Here is a 22,594-nt window from a genome sequence, read left to right on the forward strand (position 1 = left end):
ATCCAGCTTTTAATGCAACCCCTCACCAAAAATATTGTGTTTTAACATAAGGTTAGCTACTTTTATACTCACCAACTTAGTGTCCAATCTGGATCCCAGTGAGCTTTGTTGCATAGCAGCAGAAAAATTAGTGATTACTGACAAAATTCATTATAAATAGCGATTTAACTGTTGAAGAAAAAATATGCCACAAAAAATGAGGGTCAGTAACCATAGCGAATATAACAAATTTCTAGAAAAAAGAGGAAATATTTTTCATTATATCAACGAAGCCATAGCTGTAAAATACAGTAACGGCTGATCACTATGGAGCTTGTGATTTGCTAAAAGAAGTCGATTTTCAGCATGCCATAAAAGCACTATATGCAGATAGGGCATATGACAGAGAAAAGCTCTATAAGCTGTGTAATCAATATGGTATAAAACGAAAATTCCTCCGAAAAACAACGCAGCAGAGCATCCAAAGTTAGACTATATGGCTGAGAGAAATTCTGCAGTCAAGCTCATAAAGTCATATGATGAAGATGGTATAAAGAAGTGGAAAAAAGAGATGAGTTATGGAAAAAGATCTTATATAGAAAGTTTTTTCTCGCGACTGAAACAAACATTCGGGTTTAGTTTTAGGAATAAATCTGAGACAAATAGAGAGAAGGAACTACTTGTTAAATGCTATTTGCTCAATAAGTTCACTGATATTGGTATGGCTAAATTTGAGATAGCTTCATAAATTTATTGTGCGTTACCTACTATCCGAAGAGCGATGCAACAAAGCCATCCCAGTGTCTGGGCACTGGGATGACATCTTTTTTCTTGGTACAAATTACTCTTATATCTCAATGTTCGTACAGTTAGTGCGTGACACTTGTATCTTTATGATGTGAGGCATTAGAGCTAAAAACCTCACAGGGAGGGTGAAGCTGATGCGACACTAATGCCATTAAGCCAGATTTTGCTTCCCTCCCATAGAGTTAAAGACTGAACAGTATCTTTTGGAATTATATCCCGTATTACAAGGTTAGTCTAAACTCTCAGTTTATTTATAGTCTTGGAGGCAATTTTATGCAAGTAAATGCTATTTTGGGTGTGGATATTTCAAAAAAGAAATTTGATGTTTGTTTGTTAGTGGACAGTAAAAAACGACACAAAGTCTTTCAAAATAATCAAGATGGTTTTGCAAAACTTGTAGTTTGGTGCAATGGCCATGGAGCAAATCTTACTCATTTATGTCTTGAAGCAACTAGTTGGTATGGAGAAGATTTGGCTACTTTTATGCACGATTTAGGACATAATGTCAGTATAGTAAACCCAGAAAGCTTTTGGCAAAAGTGAGCTGCTCAGAAATAAGACAGATAAATCAGATGCAGCTATGATAGCTAGATTTTGTATCGCCAACAAACCTGCTCTTTGGAAGCCCATTGCACCTGAAATGAGGCATTTGAGGGAGCTTTACCGTTGCATGCAATCGCTAAAAGATGATAAGGTGCAACAGACAAATCGCTTGGAAAACAAAAATATGCATTCCAGTTGCAAAGAAGCTATATCTAAAGTAATTTTGGCAATAGAGGAGCAAATTATTGTTCTCGAAAAAGAAATTAATGAGCATATAAATAACTATCCACATCTAAAAATATGGTGGAAAACCTTAAGACTATAAAAGGTATAGGATATCTTACTGCTGTTGCTGTTGTCGCAGAAATGCCATCAGTTGATAACTTTGACAATGCTAAACAATTTACAGCTTTTGCTGGTCTAAATCCAGGACATTATCAATCGGGATCGTCAGTAAGTAAGAGAAGTTGCATATGCAAATAGGATCTGAGCGTATTCGAAAAGCTCTTTACATGCCAGCTATAGTAGTCAAAAACCATAATAATCATTTTCAAAAATTTTGTCAGCGTCTAGCAAGTAAAGGCAAATGTCCAAAAGTCATAGTTCTTGCGTTAATGCGAAAATTAATGCATGTCTTTTTTGGTATTCTTAAAAATAATCAACCATTTAATTGTAATTTTGTTGAATAATTTGTTTGACAGCAGAAACAGTATCTGGGATCTAAATTTTTTATGCGAAACCATTATGTTTATATACTTGTAGGCCCAAGTTCCTCACATAGTGAACAAAAAAGTAAATGAGATTCCAGTGTCACGCGCTGGAATGACACCTACCCCATGAGAACTCTATTTTTCATACCACTCATTTATAAGTTTATTGATATCAGAATCTATAAAATCCTTTAATGGTTGCCTGATTTTTATCTCAACATTTTTAGGGATGCACCTATCTTTACATATCGCATAATTTATATGGAAGTTAAGGTCAATATACCCTTGATTTAAAAATATATTCATCTTAAAGGGAAATAATACCATATCCTCATATACGTTACTTACAAACGTCTCTCTCCCTACTTTATCTTTATGTTCCTTTGGAATAGGCCAGTGAATATTTATATCTGATGCATTACCTTTGTAACTAATAGACGTGGGAAGGCCAAAATCTCCAGGATCTTTATAATATATGTGCCAGCCTGGTTCTACTGTAACCTTTATTGCACCTTTAAGAGTGAAGCTTGCTTCATTTATCTCGCCAATAAGTAAATCAAATTTTGCAATTTCCTCGTCAGCATATAGTTGAGCGCAAGAAAAAAAATAAAAATAATATTAAATATATATATATTTTCATTAAGGTAAATTTCTCCTTTTATAGAGAAAGTAATTTAGATTTTAATTATTATATTTAATAGTATTATATAGATTGTTTATTAATATAGCATTATGCTATAGCTAAACTGACTTACGACAATCTGAAAAACGACAAATTCGTCATTCCGCTACTTGTTAGCGGAATCTATGCCGAGATACCGCGAATGAATCCACAACTGTACGAACATTGTGATTTTGGCCCATAAGGAGGGTGTCATCCCAGTGCTTGACACTGGGATGGCTTTGTTGCATCACGCTTTATGAGATGGTGATTTATGGTAAATTCATGTAACTATCTCAAATTTAGCCATACCAATATCAGTGAATTTATTAAGCAAATAGCATTTAGTTCTTTTTCTCGATTTATCTCAGATTTATTCCTAAAACTAAATCCGAATATTTGCTTTAATCTTGAGAAAAACCCTTCAATATAAGATCTTTTCCCATAATTTACTTCTTTTTTCCATTCTTTCATGCCACCTTCACCGTATAATTTTATTAACCTAATAGCAGCATTCCTGTCAGACATATAATCTATTTCTGGATGTTCTGCCGCATTGTTTATTGGTGGAATTTTTGTCTTTATATCATATTCGTTACACAACTTATAAAACTTGTGCCTATCACATGCTCTATCTGCATATAGTGCTTTTATGGCATGCTGAAAATCAACTTCTTTTAGCAAATCACAAGCTCCATAGTGATCAGCCGTTACTGTATTTTACAGCTATGGCTTTTTTGTTGTTTATATTCAACATTACGTGCAATTTTCTCGTTTGCTCATAGCCACGATATTTTCTGTCAGTGCTATTTTCCTTGCTGTGTGTTGTTGTATATACTAATTCCTGTACTGTCTATAGCAATTTCGATATCTTCCATATTATTTTCTGCAATCATTTATCTTAATATTAAGTTTCTTTTGATGCTTGTGAATAGCTGCAAATCTCTTCCTATTTGTTGCAAATACCCTTTTATAAACCCGACTGTTTGTCTTAAACCAATTCTAAAGAAACTGACGATTATATGCACCAAAATCACAACTTTATCACTATAAATATAGTTGCCGCCCTGCATTTTTGGACAATTCTCGTACCAATTTTCTATGGCGTCATTGATATAACAAAAAATGCTTCCTCTTTCTTGGAGAAATTTGTTATATTCATGGCAGTTACTGACTCTCATTTTTTGTGGCATATTTTTTCTTCAACAGTTAAATGGCTATTTATAATGAATTTTGTCAGTAACTGCCAGTTCTTTTCACTTGAGCGATGCAACAAAGCCCACTGGGATCCATGCTAGTTTGCTTGTAAGCAAGCAAACTAGCATGGAAAGTTTATACTAAATGAATGTTTTTGATGAGGTTGCACAGAAGCTGGATCCCAGTGTCAAGCACTGGAATGACATCACAGGGGCACTGGAATTTTTGTTTCAATATTTGTACATTAGCCATGCATCTGAACAGATACTGTAAATTAGCTATATTACATTAGCCCATCAGATGAGTTGTAATGGTTATAATTGTCTGATAAGTGATCTCTAACATCGTGACCTAACTCATTGGCATCAGGCTTAACTTCGTGATCTAACTCATTAGCATCGAGCTTAAACAAAGAAGGATTATCATCAGATTGTTGATTAGACTCTTTCTCTTTCGACCCAAATAACCATGAAAAGAGTGATGAGATAGAATCAATAATGGATTTAATTGTTGAAAAAATATTGGATAAGAAATTACTGGGTTGCTGAGTATCCTCTTCGGCTGATTCTGGTTCAGGCTCTTTTCCTGCTGTGTCATCCACATCTTCTTCAGGTTTACTTCTGCTTATAAGTGTCTTATCTAACCATTTGAATATATTCTTGTCTAGATTATGAAAATACATTTGACTTATCTCCTTATTTTCATCAACGTAAATCACTAAAGTTGTATTCTCATTCCCCAATCCATCACATTCACTAACGAGCGATTCATGAGAGTTCTTAATGTCTTTGATAAATTGAAGTTTTTCTTCTTCTGCTGAAAGATAATCTCTGTGTTCTGCTCTATAAGTGGTGCCTTTGTATTTAAAACTAAACATTGATTCACGATCTTCATATTCATCTAGTCCAGAATTCTTGACACGTTGTATAATTTGAAATTTCTCTGCTTCTGAAAGGTCCTTGAGGTATATACTACCAGTTGTATCTTTATATTTAAATTTAAACATCCATCCATGGTCTTCATATTCATCTAGTCCAGAACTCTTGACACGTTGTATAATTTGAAATTTCTCTTCTTCTGAAAGGTTTAGGCGGTATACACTACCAGTTGTACCTATGTATTTAAAAATAAAACTCCATCCATCGTATTTATATTCATCTACACCCATCTGCTTGCAAATAGCTTTATAATTTTTTTCTTCTACTTCTCGTCCAACAACATTTGCTATGAGTTCAGTATCCAGAATACTCAAAGTTTGGACTATTGCCGATGGTGAAAAACACAATTGAAATATGTGGCCTAGCTCATGACCTAGAACAAAATCCATGGCACTTTGCTTATATGTCAGAATATTCTGACAATCTGTTACTCCTCGTGTAATATATCCTGGACCACCATCTTCATCTAAGCCGAGAAGATTGCTATACTTTGTATAATCGCTTCTATTATTAAAAATGTGAACCGTTATATTGTAACTTGCATTACTATTTTTCAAGCAAAACTTTTCTTTAAATGCTTCATAGGCAGTTTTAATGTCTGTTTCTATTTGGTTTTGTTCCTGCTCAGATAAGTTGTCGTATTTTATAGTACAATTTATATACCCGTATTTAACGGTAAAGCTGTTAGACAAAACATCATGTATATTTGTGGAAAAATAATTGAACTGCTTTGACTCAGCTTCCTTATACAATTGATGCCCATATTTATCCCTAGAATACTTTGGTAGTTTAGGTACTTTGGCAATTAAGTTTTTGTTACTATCAAAAAAAGAAATATCAGAATTACCAATCCTAAAATCCTTTATAGATTGCCCGCAAGTGCCATCATTTGCACAATCATGATTATCTTTCTTATTAAACCATGCGTTGGTGTATTTTTCCATTTTGATACCTCACTACCAAACCTTACTATATTATTATCTTGGTAAAAATCATAATAATTCGTTAACTTGTATTTTAAATCTGTATCAAATGTGCTTTTCTCGTAAGGTATCAATTGTGAAGTAATTAACTTTGTTTGTTTAAAATTTTGCTAAAATAGCTCTTTTTATACTATGTTTTATATAGCTAAACTGACTTAGATTTACTGACAATTTGAAAAACAAAAATTCGTCATTCCGCTACTAGAGGTTGTCCGGAAACAAGTAAAAGGCTATAAGAGGTTGTCCGGAAACAAGTAAAAGGCTATAAGAGGTTGTCCGGAAACAAGTAAAAGGCTATAATATCTGAAATTTTAGTACGGGGTAAAGATGAGAAAAAAGTATCCAACAGATCTAAGCGAAAGGGAATGGGCAAGAATAGAAAAACACTTCAGAGTATCATACAAGAAAGGAGGAAGGCTGCCAAAGTATAGCAAAAAAAGAAATATTAGAAGCAATTTTCTATGTATTGCGTACAGGGTGTCAATGGCGGTATTTACCAAATGATTTTCCGCTATGGAAGACTGTGTATGAGCAGTTCAGGCAATGGAAGAAGCAGGGAATTTTGAGAAAATGAATTATGAAATTACAAAATATAGTAGAAGAAAAATAGGAAAGAATGAGCAGCCGAGTGCCTGTATAGTAGATAGTCAATCTGTAAAGACTACAGAAAAGGGGGATCAAAGCTATGATGGAAGTAAAAAGTAAAGGGTAGAAAAAGGCATATAATTACAGACACTCAGGGTTTTATACTAGGTTGTTACGTAGGCGCTGCTAACGAAAATGATAGAGATGGTATTAAAATAGCATTAAACAATATGAGAACAAAATATACTAAAGTTAAAAAATGTGGGCTGACATGGGATACCAAGGAAGAAATTTAAAGAATCACATAAAGGAAGAATATGACATAGATATTGAAATTGTTAAAAGGCCTCCATGTAGATTTTGGGTGCACAAAGATACGCCACCTGAGCTACTACCAACAAGAGAACAAGGGTTTAAAGTACAGCCAAGAAGATGGGTTGTAGAAAGGACTTTTGCTTGGGTTAATAGGAATAGAAGGCTATCGAAGGAGTATGATTTACTCACAACATCCACTGAGAATTTCATATACCTAGCTATGAGTAGGGTTATGTTAAAGAGGGAATATGCTTGAATTTACTAGTTTCCGAACAACCTCTATAGTATTTTCTAAAACGAATGATAAACGTCTAAAATGGTATTACCAACTAAAAGGTGTAAGTTTGTACATTGATGCATTAGAGGTCTGAGGCGACTTTTGATGGTGTGCCAACAATGCTCTATCGGATTTAGATCTTACTATTACCCACAAATATAAATGTTTGTTGCATAGCTCTTAATGGCATAACTTTTGCTTGAAATAACTGTTTATATGGTGCAATTTACAGCTTTTAGTTGCTAAAATTATAACTCTTAGTTTAATAATTTTAATCTAATAAGCTTTCAGGTTAATAAAATTAAATTATTTGAGTAAATACAATACTATGTTTTTATTTGTGGGTAATAGTAAGGCTTAAAGCAAAATGTAGTACGAACGGTAGGTGGATCTAAAAGATCGAATTACAATCCTGTATACAGCATTTTGCATTATTGTTTGATTATATTTATAGGTACAAAAATGGCTAGAATAATTTTCATGGGAGTAGATGTTTCCAAGGAAGCATTGGACATCTCAATTAATGGCAAGCATAAGCGCATAGCAAACGTGAGTGATGCTATATCTAAGTTTATAGAAACAAATATAGTCGATTTACCCATCAAGTTATGTGTAAGCTGGTGGCTATGAAAAGCTCATTATAAAATTGTTGCAAGATAACTGTCCATAAAGCTCACCCGAATCGGGTATATGCATTTGCCAAAGCTTGCAATCATTTTGCAAAAACTGACAAGTTAGATGCTAAATTACTGGAAAAATACGCTGAATTTGTCAGTAAAGACGGTGAAGTAAAAGGATGTATAATTTCACAAAAGCAAGAGGAATTAAAGGAGCTGGGGGCAGTTGAGCGTAATTTAAATGATGCAATTCATGCAAACAAGTGTCGCCTGCAAAGTGCGACGGGAAAAGCTAGAGAATACATAGAAAGACAGATAGGGTTTGCTGAAAAACAATTGAAAGAAATTAGGCAAGACATAGAAGACGCAATAGCTGAATTGAAAGGAAAAAATGAGCTTTTAATCAGCTATAAAGGTATTGGATCAAAGACGGCGAGCGTTCTACTGACAGAGGTGCCTGAGCTTGGTAGATTAGAGAATAGAGAAATTGCATGCTTAGTTGGAGTTGCACCTAAAACTAGTGAAAGTGGAAGAAAAGTTGGCAAAGCTCAAATCAAAGGAGGCAGGTTTTATGCAAGGAAAGCACTATACATGTCAGCTCTTGTTGCTATGCGCCACAACAGAAAAATGAAAGCGTTTTATCAGCGTTTGGTTGATTCTGGCAAAGCTGCTAAGGTTGCATTAGTTGCTGTCATGAGAAAAATTATCGTTTGTTTAAATGCCATGATAAAAAATAACAACTTTTATCTTGACTCTTAAGACGGTAGATGACAGACCATTGATTGTATGGGTTCCATCTGTTATATATAATCTTTTTGAATACGAAGAAAACTGATGAATGAGTATGATATTACGGTTATAGGTAGCGGTCCTGGTGGTTATATAGCGGCAACTAGGGCGGCACAGCTTGGGTTTAAAACTGCAATTGTGGAAAAAGAAAAAAATTTAGGCGGTATATGCTTAAATTGGGGATGTATACCAACAAAATCACTGCTTAGAGCATCTGAGGTTTATAGGCTAATAAAAAGATCAAAAGAGTTTGGTATAGAAGTAAAGGGAGCGAATTTTGATATACAATCAATAGTGAAATACTCAAGAAACGTTGTTGATAAATTGTCAAGCGGTGTTGCATATTTGATGAAAAAAAATAATATCAAAGTTCATCAAGGTTTTGGTAAACTTGCAGGCAATGGTACTATAAAAGTCGTTAGCGATAAGGAAGAACAAGAAATTGTTTCCAAGCATATCATTTTAGCAACAGGCGTGAGGGCACGGAATCTGCCTGGAATAGAGGCAGATGGAGATTTAATATGGAATGCGCAGCACGCTATGACTCCAGAGAGATTACCAAAATCGCTACTAATTATAGGGTCTGGTGCAATTGGAATAGAATTTGCAAGTTTTTATAGTACTTTGGGGGTTGATGTAACAATCATAGAGATAAAGAGCACTATTTTGCCGCTGGAGGATAAGGACATTTCAGATTTAGCACAAGAAATATTCACAAAACAGGGGATAAAAATATATACAAACAGTAGCGTAAAAGCTCTTACTAAAAGTAAAGACTCTGCTCAAGTGCTACTAAGTAGTGGTGAGAGCAAAGAATTTGAGAGGGTGATTGTTGCGGTTGGAATTCAAGCAAATATTGAAAATATAGGTTTAGAAAATACAAAAATTAAATTAAGCCCTTCTGGCTTTATTGAAACGAATGAATGGTATGAAACTAGTGAATCAAATGTGTATGCAATAGGTGATGTAGCTGGCCCACCATGTTTAGCACATAAAGCGAGCCATGAAGCCGTGATCTGCATTGAAAAGATTGCTGGTAAAAATGCTCATGCGTTAAAAAAAGAATGCATACCAAATTGCACTTATTCTCATCCACAAATAGCGAGCATCGGCCTTACTGAGGAACAGGCAATAAAAGGTGGGTATGATATAAAAATAGGAAAATTTCACTCTAACTTTAATGGTAAATCTGTTGCACTCAGTGAAACTGAAGGGTTAGTGAAAACGATTATAGATAAAAAAACCGGAGAAATTCTGGGTAGCCACATGATAGGTGCAGAAGTAACGGAGTTAATTAGCAATTTTGCTCTTGCAAAGCAACTAGAAGGAACAGACTTCGACATAAAATCTACGATTTTTCCTCATCCAACCATTTCAGAGATGATACATGAATCAGTGCTTGCTGCAGATGTTAAATAGTTGAACTAACGTTCCATCGTTTTAGAGTTGTCAATGTCTTGAGTAGTAGTTTGATTAGGCACTTTAGTTTCAATAGATTGATTACCACCAGCATCAGAATTCTGTAACTCTTCTTTCAATCCCTTAGCTGCTTCTTTAACTTCAAGCTTTGCTTTTGGATGAAGATCTTCTGGGCCTTTTCCTTTAGTATCCAAACTTTGTTGTAGATTAGTGCTTTTCATTTTATTATGCTGCTCGTGCTCAGGTAGGTCAACGACCGAATTGAAAAGAATTTTTATTATATTTTTTAGCAGTTCTAAAAAACCTCCGCTTCTGCCTTCTCTTTGTTCTTGAGGTTTATTTTTCTCATTAGGTTCTTTTTTACTATTACTTTTAGGCATTTTTAACTCAACTATCATAACGCTTAATAAAATTCTACGTGCAAATTGTTAAATAACAGTTAACAATCTAGGATTTATTATTTACAGATGGATATTATTTTAGCAACAGGTGGCACAGGTGGGCATATCTTTCCGGCCATAGCTTTAGCAAAAGCACTAAAGACACAAGGATACAATTGCATATTATTCACTGATAAAAAAACAAATAAAAATACCGACATAGAAAGCTACACCTTACCATTACGTAGACCAAGCAGCAACAAATTTAAGTTTTTCCTTTTCTTGATATACAGCTCTATGTTAGCACTGTATCAAGTAAGAAAATTAAAACCAAAATCGGTCATTGGTTTTGGTAGCTATGCTTCTTTTCCAACTCTTCTTGCAGCAAGAGTTCTTTCTATACCTATAATTTTACATGAACAAAACACAGTTTTAGGGAGAGTAAATAGATTCTTTTTCAAGAGTGCAAAATTAATTGCAACCAGCTTTCCGGAGACTAAATATGCAGAGGGCAATAAATGTATTTTTACAGGAAATTTTGTTGATATAAAAGCACAGAGCCATTCTAGCACTGAGAAAATCCTAAATATATTGGTCATAGCAGGCAGCCAAGGTGCAAATTTTTTTGATGATGTAGTAAGCAGCGTAATTTGTGATTTACCTATTAAAATGAAAAAGAAAATTAGAGTGACGCAGCAATGTACGAAGAAAAATGTAAACAAGGTCAAAAGTCTATACAAAAGTGAAAAGATCGATTGTGAATTGAGTGAATTTTTTGATGATATGGAGAATAGACTGGCCAATGCTCACTTGGTAATTAGCAGAGCAGGAGCAACTTCAATAGCAGAGATCACTCTTGCTAGGCGTTCTGCTATATATATTCCTTACCCTTACTCAAAAGATAATCACCAATTTTATAACGCAAAATATATTGAAGACTCGAGAGCAGCTATAATAGTTAAGCAGAATAGTGAAGCAAAAAAAAATCTAACAGAGGTACTATTTGATCTATTAAATAATTCTCAAAAATTGCGTGATATGACCAATAGTACAGAAAAAACAGGGATAAAGAATGGGACTACTGAGTTTGTTAAGGTGATTGTTCACAGGTTTAGTTGATGGCTGCTTGCTTTTTCTTCAAACACGTCCCAAAGATCCTTTTCTAGCGATATATTATACAATTTATTGATATAAACTACTCCCGTGGGTGAAGTTGTGTTAATTTCGAGCAGGAAGTCATCTATAATATCAATACCAACAAATATTAGCCCTCTTTTCTTTAATTCAGGACCAATTTTGTTACATATTTCATTGTTTCTATCGTTCATTTGAGCGGGCTCAAAACTTGCTCCAAGTCGCATGTTTGTTCTGATCTCTCCACTGATTTTTGGAATTCGTTTCATTACACCAATTGGTTGGCCATAAAGTAGCAATATTCTTTTATCTTTATCTATGTTTTTACAAAATGATTGTGCAATCACAGGGCATTCGTATTTTGCTATCATGAGATCCACTACTACTTGAATACTATTCTCATCTTGTATTCTTATCACATCGTTTCCTCCATAACTATACAATGGCTTCAGAATAATATCTTGATAGTTGTAGTAGAAATCTCTAATCATTGATATATTTTCAGTAATCAAAGTTGGCGGAATTAGTTCTGGAAATAATGAAGTTATCAATTTTTCAGGACAATTTCTTATTTCTGTTGGATTGTTAATTACCAATGCGCTAGTTTTTTCTAAGATATATGTTGTTGTAATGTAACGCATATCAAAAGGTGGATCCTGTCTGATAAATATGATGTTCATTTCATTCAAGTTGATAGCTACATCTTTTTTGGAGATAAAACTAAAATCATCAACGCTGACTTTCTGAGCAAAAGCAATTGGATAGTTTAGCTTTAGTGCTAAATTATCAGGAGTATAAACAAAAATTTCATACCCCCTCCTTTGTGCTTCTTTTATTAGCGCAAATGTAGTATCAGTTTCAAAATTTATATTTTCATCCATCTGAAAGGCAATTTTCATTTATGTTCTCTACCTATTGTCACAACTGTACAAATGTTATAATTTGAAAGCGATTTTTGCCTAATGGCGTAACTTACTGTACCTGTATCGTACATAACTTACAACTTGTTTTACTCCCTTTACTTTTCTTGCAATTGCTATTACAGCTTTTAATTCCGCTTTATTTTGGGCTATACCCATCAAATAAACAACTCTATCAACCGTATTAACGCTATAATTAATTGACTTAATATTTCTTTTTCCCAGGAGTCTTGTTCTTATTTCCGCTGTTATCATGCCATCTACAGTGGTGTCTAGCATGGAAGCCATTTGAATTGGTATTACTCTTATTTCATTTATCACTTCTTTAATTTCTTTTTGCTGCCAAGCTATTTTTTCTGCTGTAAGTTGTTTTTCAGGAGTGTCAACACTTCCAATGAGCAATACTCTTCCTTCACTTACTTTAACCTTTATGGATGAAAATAGCCCATGTTTTAAGAGCTCCTTATTAATTCTGATGACCATAGTCGTATCATCAATGATATTTCCCAAGGATTTGTCCTGCATTGTTATTGCTGTTGCTGCCGCTGTAGCCACCACACCACCTATTATAAGGGTTGTGCAACCACTTTGTGTAATCAAAAAAATTGCGAGTAAGAAGCTTGTTATTAATCTCATTATTGATTTTCAGGGTTTAGAGCTTTCATTAAGAAATGTTAATAAGCTTTTTTGATTGTGTAAATACCATAAATTAAGTAAGACTTTAAACCTTGAATATTTTTAATGGAATACCTATAATAGAGTACTAAAAATTTCTTGCGGATATGGCGGAATTGGTAGACGTGCCAGGTTTAGGTCCTGGTGAGCTTGCTCGTGGGGGTTCAAGTCCCTCTATCCGCACTTTAAAGTCATGTAACTTAGGTTTTAAGGGAAAATTTATAATCACTAAATACACTTTTGTTTGTGTAAAAACCTGTTCTTAAGGATTGTGTTTAACTTAAATTCTGGTAAAATGACTCTATTAAGATATGAATTAAAATGTTAATAAATGAATTATGATGTCTAATAATATACCTCAAAATACAGTCGAAGTAAGTAGCGTATATACCTACAAAGAGCTTAGTATAGATAAACTAAAGTATGAGTATGAAATCACAGTTGGTAGTGATTATATAAAACAAAAGGTAAATTCCAGGTTGCAAGAGATAGCAGAAAATGCAAAATCACCTGGATTTAGGGCTGGAAAGATGCCCTATGACCTTGTTGTTGCAAATTATAAAAACGAGGCTTTGGAATATGTGATAAATAATACAATTGATTATTGCTCAAGTGATTTGATGAAAAAAATTGAAGTCAAGTCTCACATTTATCCTAAGGTTGATGTTATATCATTACCAGATCTGGGCAAAGAAAATGAGGAGGGCAATTTTGTATACAAGCTATCTTTTGAGTCGATGCCTGAAGTACCAGTGATAGATCTTGACAAAATAAACTTAAAGAAAATTGAAGCAAAGATTGAAGAGGAAGATATAAAAGAATTTATTGATTCTATTAAAACAAAGTTCCCCAATTTCGCCTCTGTTGATGATGCTTCTTATCAAGCGAAAGATGGGGATAAATTGATAATTGATTTTGAAGGGCGGATTAGGAATAAGCTCTTTCAAGGTGGAAGTAGCAAAAATTTTGCCGTTAATTTAGGGTCTGGCACATTTATTAATGGTTTTGAAGATCAATTAACTGGTATGAAAAAGGGAGAAACAAAGAACTTTAAGTTGAAATTTCCTGAAAATTACCAAGCCATTTCCCTTGCAGGACAGGAAGCTGATTTTTCTGTGCGAGTTAATGAGATTCAAATTGCCAAAGATTTTGAAAATGATGATGAAATAGCTAAGAGTATTGGGTTTAAAGATTATTCTTTGCTAATAAATCATGCAAAAAAAATGATTGGTGATCAGTGCACCGAAATGAGAAATCTCTTAATTAAAAAGGAGCTGTTTGATTATTTGGATGCTAATTATAGTTTTGATTTACCCACAGACATAGTAAAACAGGAGCAACAAAGAATGGAAGGAGAATTGGGTGCTCAAAATGATTCTCGTAAAGAAGCTGAAAAACGTGTAAAGCTTGCTATGTTATTTATGAAATTTAGTGCAGAACATAAAATATCATTAACTCAAAATGATGTTTTGAGTGTTATTGTAAATCAATATGTCAGTAAAGATGTGCAATTTGACAGAGTACTTAAGCATTTTGAATCAAATAAACAATTTCAAGAATTAGTTAGAGGGCAAGCGCTTGAGTATAAAGTGACAGATTATATAATAGAAAAAGTTAGTAAAGAAGAGCAGATTGTTTCTGTGAAAGAATTAAAGGAATTATTTGATAATATTTAATAGGGAAAGGTATGACTCTTATACCAATTGTAGTTGAACAAACTAGTCGCGGTGAGCGCGCTTATGACATATATTCAAGACTAGTGAAAGAAAGAATAATTTTTGTAACAGGTCCTATTGAAGACAATATGGCCAGTGTAATAGTAGCACAGCTTTTATTTTTAGAATCGGAAAATCCCGATAAAGACATTTGTATGTACATCAACTCACCAGGTGGTGTTGTAACTGCTGGTTTGTCGATCTACGATACAATGCAGTATATAAACCCAGACGTTTCAACTTTATGTATAGGTCAAGCTGCGTCTATGGGTTCTTTATTGCTTGCAGCTGGTACAAAAGGTAAGCGCTACTCTCTACCTCATTCAAGAATTATGATACATCAGCCATCTGGTGGTTATCATGGTCAAGCAACTGATATAGAAATACATGCTAATGAAATTTTGCGGGTTAAGAAAAAACTAAATCAAATTTATGAAAAACATACTGGAAATTCACTGAAGAAAATTGAAGGAATGATGGAAAGAGATAAATTCATGGATCCTGAAGAAGCAAGGAAAATTGGCTTAATTGATAGGGTGATAGCTGAGCGTACAGATATTGAAATTGAAAATATTAAAGTTAAACAAAAGGTGGGTTAATGGATAACAATAATGATTTACACTACTGTTCTTTTTGCAACAAGGCGCAAGATGAAGTAGATAAATTGATTACTAACTCTTCGGATGGTTTAAAGGTGTTTATTTGTAATGAGTGCATAGAATTATCCCATAAAGCAATAAGTCAAAAGAAAGATAGATCTTTTAATTCAGATCGTATATCTGATATGAAGCTATTACTAAAGAAACCTGAGGATATAAAAAACTTTCTCAGCAAGCATGTTGTAGGTCAAGAACACGCGCAACACGTTTTATCTGTAGCTATGTATAACCATTGTCAATCCATGGTACAATTTCATGCTATAAGTGATATTGAAATCGAGAAGTCAAATATAATGCTTATTGGTCCCACTGGTTCTGGTAAGACTTTGCTAGCCAAAACACTTGCTAAAGTTTCAGATGTGCCATTTGCTATGGCTGATGCGACAACTTTAACTGAGGCAGGTTATGTGGGTGATGATGTAGAAAGCGTGTTGTCGCGTTTATTACAAGCTGCAAATTATGACGTTGTAAAAGCACAGCGTGGTATAGTGTTTATAGATGAAATAGACAAAATTACAAGAAAATCTGAAAGCACTTCAATAACCCGTGACGTTTCAGGTGAAGGGGTCCAGCAAGCTCTGCTTAAGATTATGGAGGGTACAGTTGCTTATGTTCCGCCACAAGGAGGGCGAAAACACCCACAACAAGAGTTTATACAAGTGGATACTAGTAACATACTGTTTATTTGTGGAGGAGCTTTTGAAGGCCTCGATAAAATTATTGAAGCGAGAAAAAAGGGAACGTCAGTTGGCTTTGGAGCAGATATAAGTCAGTCTAAAGAGCAAAAGAAAAAGAATGCTTTACATGATGTTCAACCTGAAGATTTAATCAAATTCGGTTTAATACCCGAATTTGTAGGGCGGGTTCCAATAACTGCTGTTTTAGATGAGCTGGATCATGAAGATTTAATACATGTGTTGACAGAGCCAAGGAATGCACTAATAAAACAGTACAAAGCATTGCTTGCGTTTAGCAAAGTAAACCTTGAGTTTTCAGATGAAGCAATATCAGCTATTGCTAAAAAGGCTATAAGCTACAAAACAGGTGCAAGAATGTTACGTGCTATCTTGGAGTCACTTTTGCTTGACATTATGTATACATCTGGAAACGGAGGCTTTGAAGGTAGCACTATAGTAATCACTAAGAAAATGGTAGAATTAGGAAAAGCAACGGTTAATCATAATAACAATGGCAATGTTATAACGGTTAATGATTAATTTGAGGCATATATTATGAACATTGAACGTGCTGTAAGCTCTAGTTTTACTGCATTGCCAGTATTACCTTTAAGAGATGTAGTAATTTTTCCAAATATAATGGTGCCTTTATTCATAGGCAGAGAAAAATCTGTTAATGCACTAGAGTATGCAATAAGTAGTAGTAATCACCAAAATGAGATTTTTCTTGTAGCACAGAAAGATGGCTCTGTTGATAATCCAGAGCCTGAAGATCTTTATGAAGTAGGTGTGTTAGCAAGCATTGTACAACCGTTAATAAAATTACCTGACAATGCAGTAAAAGTTATAATCCGGGGGATAAGAAGGGGAAGAGTTGTAGAATATATTAGCTCTCATACTTTATTACAAGCCAGGGTAGAGTTAGACAATTATTATAAAGAAGATGAAGACAATATTGATTTAGAAGCTTTAAGGCGGTCTGTTGTAGACGCGTTCGATAGCTGGTGTAAGCTAAACAAGAAAAATCAACCCGAGGTTGCCATTAACTCCATTGATCAAATCAAAGAAGTTGATCAACTTGTAGACACGGTAGCTTCACATTTAAATATAAAAGTATCAGATAAACAAAGTATACTTGAGGCTTATGACCCAGAAGAGCGTTTAAAAAAAGCTTTTGCTTTTATTGAGAGAGAAATGAGTATTTTGAACGCACAAAACCGTTTATATAAGACAATTAAATCGCAAGTTGAAAGCACTCAGAAAGTTTACTACCTTAACGAGCAATTGAAAGCTATACAGAAAGAATTAGGCGAATTTGAGAATGGTGATGAAGGGAATATACTCAATGAATTTGAAAAAAAGATAAATGAAACAAAGCTTTCTCAGGAAGCAAGAGAGAAAGCTATAACTGATTTGAAGAGATACAAGAAAATGAATCCCATTTCTCCTGAAGCTACAGTTATATCTAGTTACTTGCATTGGTTGCTTGAGTTGCCATGGGGAAAGTACAAAGATGCAAAAATTAACTTAAATGCAGCTAAGAAAATCTTAGATGAAAATCATTATGGCATAGAGAAAGTAAAAGATAGAATAATAGAATTTTTAGCGGTATTAAAAAGAGTAAAAGAGATAAAAGGTCCTATACTTTGCTTAGTTGGACCGCCAGGTGTTGGTAAAACTTCTTTAGCTAAGTCTATGGCAAGAGCAGTAGGAAGAGATTTTGTTCGCATAGCTCTTGGTGGTGTGTGTGATGAGTCTGAGATACGAGGGCATAGGAAAACTTATATTGGCTCAATGCCTGGTAAAATCATTCAACACATGAAAAAAGCTAATTCATGCAACCCGCTTTTTCTGCTTGATGAAATAGATAAGATGGGTTCTGATTCGCGTGGCGATCCTGCGTCTGCATTACTTGAGGTTTTAGATACTGAGCACAATAAACACTTTACGGATCATTACTTGGAAGTTGAGTTTGATCTTTCAAGTGTAATGTTTGTAGCTACGGCAAACAGCTTAAATTTACCACATCCTTTGCGTGATAGGATGGAAATTATACAATTGTCCGGGTATACTGAAGATGAAAAAATCAGTATTGCTACACACCACCTTATTCCGAAGTTAAAGAAGGAGCATGGTTTGTATCAGAAGGAATGGGACATAACTAATGAGGCGTTATACGAGTTGATACGTTTATATACACGTGAAAGTGGTGTGCGGAGTATGGAAAGGGAGCTTGCAAAGCTCATGAGAAAGGCAGTTAAAGAAATATTGACTGATAAAAATAAGAAAATATCCGTAGGGGTTGACAATTTACAAGATTATTTAGGGGTACGTAAATATACCTTTGGCATTGCGGAAAATGAGAGTTTAGTAGGAATAGTAACTGGGCTCGCCTATACTGAAACAGGTGGTGATATTTTGATGATAGAATCAGTCCTAATTCCGGGCAAGGGAGAAATAAAATACACAGGAAAGCTTGGAGAGGTTATGCAAGAATCTATAAAAGCTGCGTATAGTTATATTCGATCAAATTGTTTGTTTTTTGGTATAAAGCCCGAAAAATTCCAAAATAATGATATACATTTGCATGTACCTGAGGGTGCTGTACCAAAAGATGGCCCTTCTGCTGGCGGCGCGGTATGTACGTCTATTGTTTCTCTTATGACAAATATATCAGTTAACAAAAATGTTGCTATGACAGGCGAAGTGACATTGCGTGGTAGAGTTTTAGCTATCGGGGGCTTGAGAGAAAAATTGCTTGCAGCGCTCAGAGGATCAATCAAAACTGTGATTATACCAAGTGAAAATGAGAAAGATATGCAAGAAATTCCGGCAAGCATCAAAGAAGGGATCAACGTAGTTTTTGCTAAGAATATTGATGAAGTTATGAAAGTTGCTTTAATGCACCCCACTACTCCAATTAATGGTGATGATAATCAAAATAGTGTGCCTTCCTCTATAGAAAATAAAGATGATACTTTTCCTATATCGGAAACATTGAAGCATTAGATTAAGAAAATATTATCAATCTCCATTTCTCTTTTATCCGGCAAGAATCTACCAGCTTGTGCATTCCATAAGGATATGACTTGCTTTGTTGTTATGTCATTCATATTTTTTACTTATTCTATCTCCCAGTTTTATTCAAGTAGATGATATATTATAATAGTCCTTTTCATGGAAACCTTTTCTGGTAGATTGCTTTCTAGAAAAACCTTGGTCAAGGTGCTAACTGTGGTTTATAATAATATAAATCATATCATAGTTGATTTGCGTTTATCAGAGCTGGAGTAGAGGTATGTTTTATCTTACAAATTTTTTGCCTATTTTACTGTTCCTATTTCTTTTTGTAGGAAGTGGTATATATTTTACTATTCTTGGCGTGTCAAATGCTTTTTATCAGTTATCTCCACTGGTAGCCATTGTTCCTGCCATAGCTCTGGGTTGGGTTTTATACAAGGGCAATACTGAAGAAAAAATGTATGCCTTTCTAGATGGGGTAAGAGATCGTAATATTATCACTATGTGTATCATTTTCTTACTTGCAGGTGCATTCAGTGAAGTAACTAAAGCAATCGGTAGTGCTGATGCCACAGTTAATTTGGCTCTTTCATTTATACCAACACAATTTTTACTCATAGGATTATTTTTTGTAGCAGCTTTCATCTCCACTGCTATTGGTACATCAATGGGCACCATTGCAACAATTGCTCCTATTGCAGTTGAACTGACACAAGCTGGAATTTCTCCTTCCTTAGGAGTTGCAACCGTTGTAGGAGGAGCAATGTTTGGCGACAATTTATCTATTATCTCTGATACTACAATTGCATCTGTGATGTCTCAAAAGGCTGATATAAAGAAAAAATTAAAACTGAATGCAAAAGTGGCACTAATTGCTTCTATATTCACAATAATTATATTATTTTATAGCTCAAGCAATAGTGCTGCTATTTCAGTTAAGGAGTATTCTTTATTGCTTGTGACTCCTTACATAATACTTATATTGCTTGCAAACTTTGGAATAAATGTATTTACGGCATTGGTTTTAAGCATAACTTTTGCTGGAATCATTGGATTTATAAATAACAACAATCATGGTTTATTGTTTTTAAGCCAAAACATCACCAAAGGGTTTATGAGTATGCATGAAATTATGCTACTGTCATTGATGGTTGGCGGGCTTTCAGGACTGGTAGGTAAAAATTCTAAGGAGCTTGCAGATAAACTTTCATCTTGGGTTATGATACAACGTGGTGGACAAAAAACTGCGCAATTATTTATTGCAAAAATAGTCAGCATATTTGATATTTTACTTGCAAATAACACCATCGCTATAATTTTTAGTGGTGAAATTGCTAGAGATATTGCTAAGAAATATGAAATACCGCCTCACTATAGTGCAGCATGGCTAGGCATATTTTCTTGTGTATTTCAAGGATTAATACCGTATGGCGCTCAATTGCTTTTGGCTAGCACTATTGCTGGAGTTTCACCTTTGGCAGTCGTGCCACACGTATACTATTGCTATGTTTTAGGTATTATTGCAGTGTTATATATTGTATTGAACAAAATTGAGAAAAAAGATTGTGCTTAATATACAAGACAACGCTCCGCTCTGTAGAAAATGGATGTTCTTGGCAGTATGTGCTCTTGCTTGCTCTGGGTTACTGTCAATAATTGTTATTTTTCTACGATTGCCTTTTATCTCCTCTCTTGTTCCTTCTGCACAATATATTTTTGATAATGCGCTGGTAATACACGTGAACTTGTCAATTTTAGTGTGGATGTGCTCTATAATATCTCTGCTCTTTATCATAAACCTACAAAATACCAATAGTTGGTTTAACTTTTCATGGGTTCTATCAACCCTTTCGATGCTGCTCATGTTTATATCCGCATTCGTTCCAAACACTGAAGTTATCAAAAGTAACTATATTCCCGTATTACAAAACAAATTATTTTTACTTGGACTCAGTTTATTTATTGCCAGTATATTAGTAAATACAATGCTAGCATACACATCAAAAAAAGAGGTTTCATTTCTCTCTGTTGGGCAAATTGGGCTAGTTATTATACTTGTATCGTCATTTCTTTGCTTTGTTTTAGCATATAATAATATGCCTCCAGGTCTATATCACTCAGATAATAATTTATTTTACGAATATCTCTTTTGGGGAGGCGGACATTTATTGCAGTTTGCTTTTACTCAAGGAATGTTTTTAGTCTATTTAATAATGCTAAGTTCCAATGATATTAGTTTAGCTTCAAACAATAAAATTACTATTTTACCACTATTTATAAACACGATTTTAGCTGTAGGCGCACCGTTTGTATATTTTGTTTATCCAGTTGATAGTGCCAAGTTAATACAGTTTTTTACTTGGCATATGAGGATTGCTGGAGCAGTTTTGCCGTGCTTTTTGATAATATTAGTGTGCTACAACATCAGAACTTTTATTAATGATAAAAGCAACTATTTATTACATTCATTTTTGTTGTTCACTTATGGAGATGTGCTCGGAGTGTTGACTATTGAAGGTAATGTCACGATTCCTGCTCATTATCACGGTTCTGTAGTTGGTATCACTATAGCTTTTATGAATTTTGTCTACTGGATGTTACCTAAATTAAACTTTAAAGAGATAAAAAGTTCCATGGTAAGATTACAGATTTATGCCTACAGTATAGGGCATTTTCTCCATATCACTGGCCTTGTGTGGCTTGGTGGATATGGTGCTTTAAGGAAGGTTGCAGATCTGCCAAGTATTTCGTCAATGTTAGCACGCACGTGCTTCATTATAGGTGGCGCTATATCAGTTGTTGGTGGAATGTTGTTCGTAATAATTGTGCTTTTACATCTGTTAAAAGGCAAAGCGCGTACCAACTGACCCATAGAAACAAAAAAAACTTCCTTGACAAACTCCGCTAGCCCCCTTATCATGAAACTGAAGCTATTTATTTATCTTCTCTGTACAGATTAAATGACAAAAAAACTCACGTATCTGGCGTCCCATGTTTAATTTTTTGCACTATGTGCACCTTGTGTCTTTATAAAATTTCTAAGTTTTTACCTAATATAAGCTGAAATGCGCTTATAAAGCATTTAAAACATCAAAAAACGCCGATTTAAAAAATGGATAGTGAATAACTAGCTACCCTAGGGTTTCTTTTGCCTTTTTTTCTGTTTAGTAAATTTCTTAATGTTTATAATTTAGATTAGTTGCGGCTTAAAAGCAACTAAATCGCGGTTATTAAGCGTTTAGAATAAAAAAACGCCATACTTGAAAGTATAATGTAAGTAATTAGCCAACCACGGGGCTTCTTTTGCCTTTTTTTTCATTTGGTAAATTTTTTAATATTTATACGGAAGGTAGCGCGTGACGCTGGAACCCCAAAAAAAGGAGGCACTGGAACGACAAAGTGGAGTGTCTGCTTCTGTCATCCTATGATAGCTAAAAAGACCTGGTCACGCGCTGGAATGACACCGAAGGGGCTACTGCCCTCTTGGATGGAGACCAGTGTCAGCTACTTAGATGATACCTTTTTTCTACTTAGTTTAGGTTATGCAGAAGTCTAATACAATTATAGAACAAGCTTAAAAATTCTGGTAAAGT

Annotated in this window: 15 protein-coding genes, 1 tRNA gene and 5 pseudogenes; 15 read left to right on the top strand and 6 right to left on the bottom strand. The window is 34.4% G+C overall.

Annotated features, from left to right (window positions below; all coding sequences use genetic code 11):
- Positions 1–290: 290 nt before the first annotated feature.
- The 3 genes and pseudogenes from J4T77_RS07490 to J4T77_RS07495 all read left to right on the top strand — a co-directional run.
- A pseudogene (locus J4T77_RS07490) lies at positions 291–727 on the top strand (transposase); the annotation flags it as partial.
- 7 nt (positions 728–734) lie between these two features.
- Positions 735–881: a hypothetical protein gene (locus J4T77_RS02145; RefSeq protein ID WP_190321476.1), complete on the top strand. Its 147-nt coding sequence runs from the start codon at positions 735–737 to the stop codon at positions 879–881.
- Between the two features lie 178 nt (positions 882–1,059).
- Positions 1,060–2,018: pseudogene (locus J4T77_RS07495) on the top strand (IS110 family RNA-guided transposase).
- Positions 2,019–2,174: 156 nt separating this feature from the next.
- Here J4T77_RS07495 and J4T77_RS02160 read toward each other — a convergent pair.
- Positions 2,175–2,609: a protein-disulfide reductase DsbD domain-containing protein gene (locus J4T77_RS02160; protein ID WP_369409712.1), complete on the bottom strand. Its 435-nt coding sequence runs from the start codon at positions 2,607–2,609 to the stop codon at positions 2,175–2,177.
- A 374-nt stretch (positions 2,610–2,983) separates the two neighbouring features.
- Positions 2,984–3,827 (bottom strand): annotated as a pseudogene (locus J4T77_RS07500) (IS5 family transposase).
- Between J4T77_RS07500 and J4T77_RS02175 the strand changes: the two are divergent.
- Positions 3,723–3,998: a hypothetical protein gene (locus J4T77_RS02175; protein ID WP_233641174.1), complete on the top strand. Its 276-nt coding sequence runs from the start codon at positions 3,723–3,725 to the stop codon at positions 3,996–3,998. The pseudogene J4T77_RS07500 and the gene J4T77_RS02175 sit on opposite strands and share 105 nt — an antisense overlap.
- Before the next feature lie 182 nt (positions 3,999–4,180).
- On the opposite strand, the gene J4T77_RS02180 is transcribed toward J4T77_RS02175, so the two are convergent.
- A complete protein-coding gene (locus J4T77_RS02180; protein ID WP_233641097.1) occupies positions 4,181–5,779 on the bottom strand; it encodes a hypothetical protein in 1,599 nt (532 codons plus the stop codon).
- Between the two features lie 366 nt (positions 5,780–6,145).
- Between J4T77_RS02180 and J4T77_RS02185 the strand changes: the two are divergent.
- The 3 genes and pseudogenes from J4T77_RS02185 to lpdA all read left to right on the top strand — a co-directional run bounded on the left by J4T77_RS02185 (position 6,146) and on the right by lpdA (position 9,820).
- Positions 6,146–6,974: pseudogene (locus J4T77_RS02185) on the top strand (IS5 family transposase).
- A gap of 483 nt (positions 6,975–7,457) precedes the next feature.
- Positions 7,458–8,371, top strand: a pseudogene (locus tag J4T77_RS07505) (IS110 family transposase).
- A gap of 75 nt (positions 8,372–8,446) precedes the next feature.
- A complete protein-coding gene (gene lpdA, locus J4T77_RS02200; RefSeq protein WP_190321230.1) occupies positions 8,447–9,820 on the top strand; it encodes a dihydrolipoyl dehydrogenase in 1,374 nt (457 codons plus the stop codon).
- Between the two features lie 5 nt (positions 9,821–9,825).
- On the opposite strand, the gene J4T77_RS02205 is transcribed toward lpdA, so the two are convergent.
- Positions 9,826–10,218 carry a hypothetical protein gene (locus J4T77_RS02205; RefSeq protein ID WP_190321229.1) on the bottom strand — a complete coding sequence of 131 codons (393 nt, stop codon included), beginning with the start codon at positions 10,216–10,218 and terminating at the stop codon, positions 9,826–9,828.
- A 69-nt stretch (positions 10,219–10,287) separates the two neighbouring features.
- On the opposite strand from J4T77_RS02205, the gene murG reads away from it, so the two are divergent.
- Positions 10,288–11,319, top strand: a complete 1,032-nt coding sequence (gene murG / locus J4T77_RS02210; protein WP_007549072.1) for an undecaprenyldiphospho-muramoylpentapeptide beta-N-acetylglucosaminyltransferase — start codon at positions 10,288–10,290, stop codon at positions 11,317–11,319.
- Here murG and gshB read toward each other — a convergent pair.
- Positions 11,304–12,233 carry a glutathione synthase gene (gene gshB / locus J4T77_RS02215; RefSeq protein ID WP_038198626.1) on the bottom strand — a complete coding sequence of 310 codons (930 nt, stop codon included), beginning with the start codon at positions 12,231–12,233 and terminating at the stop codon, positions 11,304–11,306. The genes murG and gshB overlap by 16 nt on opposite strands.
- 60 nt (positions 12,234–12,293) lie before the next feature.
- Positions 12,294–12,890, bottom strand: a complete 597-nt coding sequence (locus J4T77_RS02220) for a BON domain-containing protein (protein ID WP_190321228.1) — start codon at positions 12,888–12,890, stop codon at positions 12,294–12,296.
- Between the two features lie 140 nt (positions 12,891–13,030).
- On the opposite strand from J4T77_RS02220, the gene J4T77_RS02225 reads away from it, so the two are divergent.
- The 7 genes from J4T77_RS02225 (at position 13,031) to J4T77_RS02255 (ending at position 21,868) form a co-directional block, all read left to right on the top strand.
- Positions 13,031–13,112 (top strand) — tRNA-Leu (locus J4T77_RS02225).
- Positions 13,113–13,270: 158 nt separating this feature from the next.
- Complete coding sequence (gene tig / locus J4T77_RS02230; RefSeq protein ID WP_010962514.1) at positions 13,271–14,605, top strand: trigger factor; 1,335 nt, start codon at positions 13,271–13,273, stop codon at positions 14,603–14,605.
- Positions 14,606–14,616: 11 nt separating this feature from the next.
- Positions 14,617–15,243, top strand: a complete 627-nt coding sequence (gene clpP / locus J4T77_RS02235) for an ATP-dependent Clp endopeptidase proteolytic subunit ClpP (protein ID WP_006280254.1) — start codon at positions 14,617–14,619, stop codon at positions 15,241–15,243.
- Entirely contained in the window at positions 15,243–16,520 is a 1,278-nt protein-coding gene (gene clpX, locus J4T77_RS02240) for an ATP-dependent Clp protease ATP-binding subunit ClpX (protein ID WP_006279985.1), read from the top strand. The genes clpP and clpX overlap by 1 nt, the downstream gene beginning before the upstream one ends.
- Positions 16,521–16,535: 15 nt before the next feature.
- Positions 16,536–18,989: an endopeptidase La gene (gene lon / locus J4T77_RS02245; protein WP_190321227.1), complete on the top strand. Its 2,454-nt coding sequence runs from the start codon at positions 16,536–16,538 to the stop codon at positions 18,987–18,989.
- 289 nt (positions 18,990–19,278) lie between these two features.
- Positions 19,279–20,574 carry a Na+/H+ antiporter NhaC family protein gene (locus tag J4T77_RS02250; RefSeq protein WP_010962510.1) on the top strand — a complete coding sequence of 432 codons (1,296 nt, stop codon included), beginning with the start codon at positions 19,279–19,281 and terminating at the stop codon, positions 20,572–20,574.
- Between the two features lie 34 nt (positions 20,575–20,608).
- A complete protein-coding gene (locus J4T77_RS02255) occupies positions 20,609–21,868 on the top strand; it encodes a cbb3-type cytochrome c oxidase subunit I (RefSeq protein WP_010962509.1) in 1,260 nt (419 codons plus the stop codon).
- Positions 21,869–22,594: the final 726 nt, after the last annotated feature.

This window comes from Wolbachia endosymbiont of Drosophila innubila (assembly GCF_021378375.1).
In the GTDB taxonomy this organism is placed as follows: domain Bacteria; phylum Pseudomonadota; class Alphaproteobacteria; order Rickettsiales; family Anaplasmataceae; genus Wolbachia; species Wolbachia pipientis.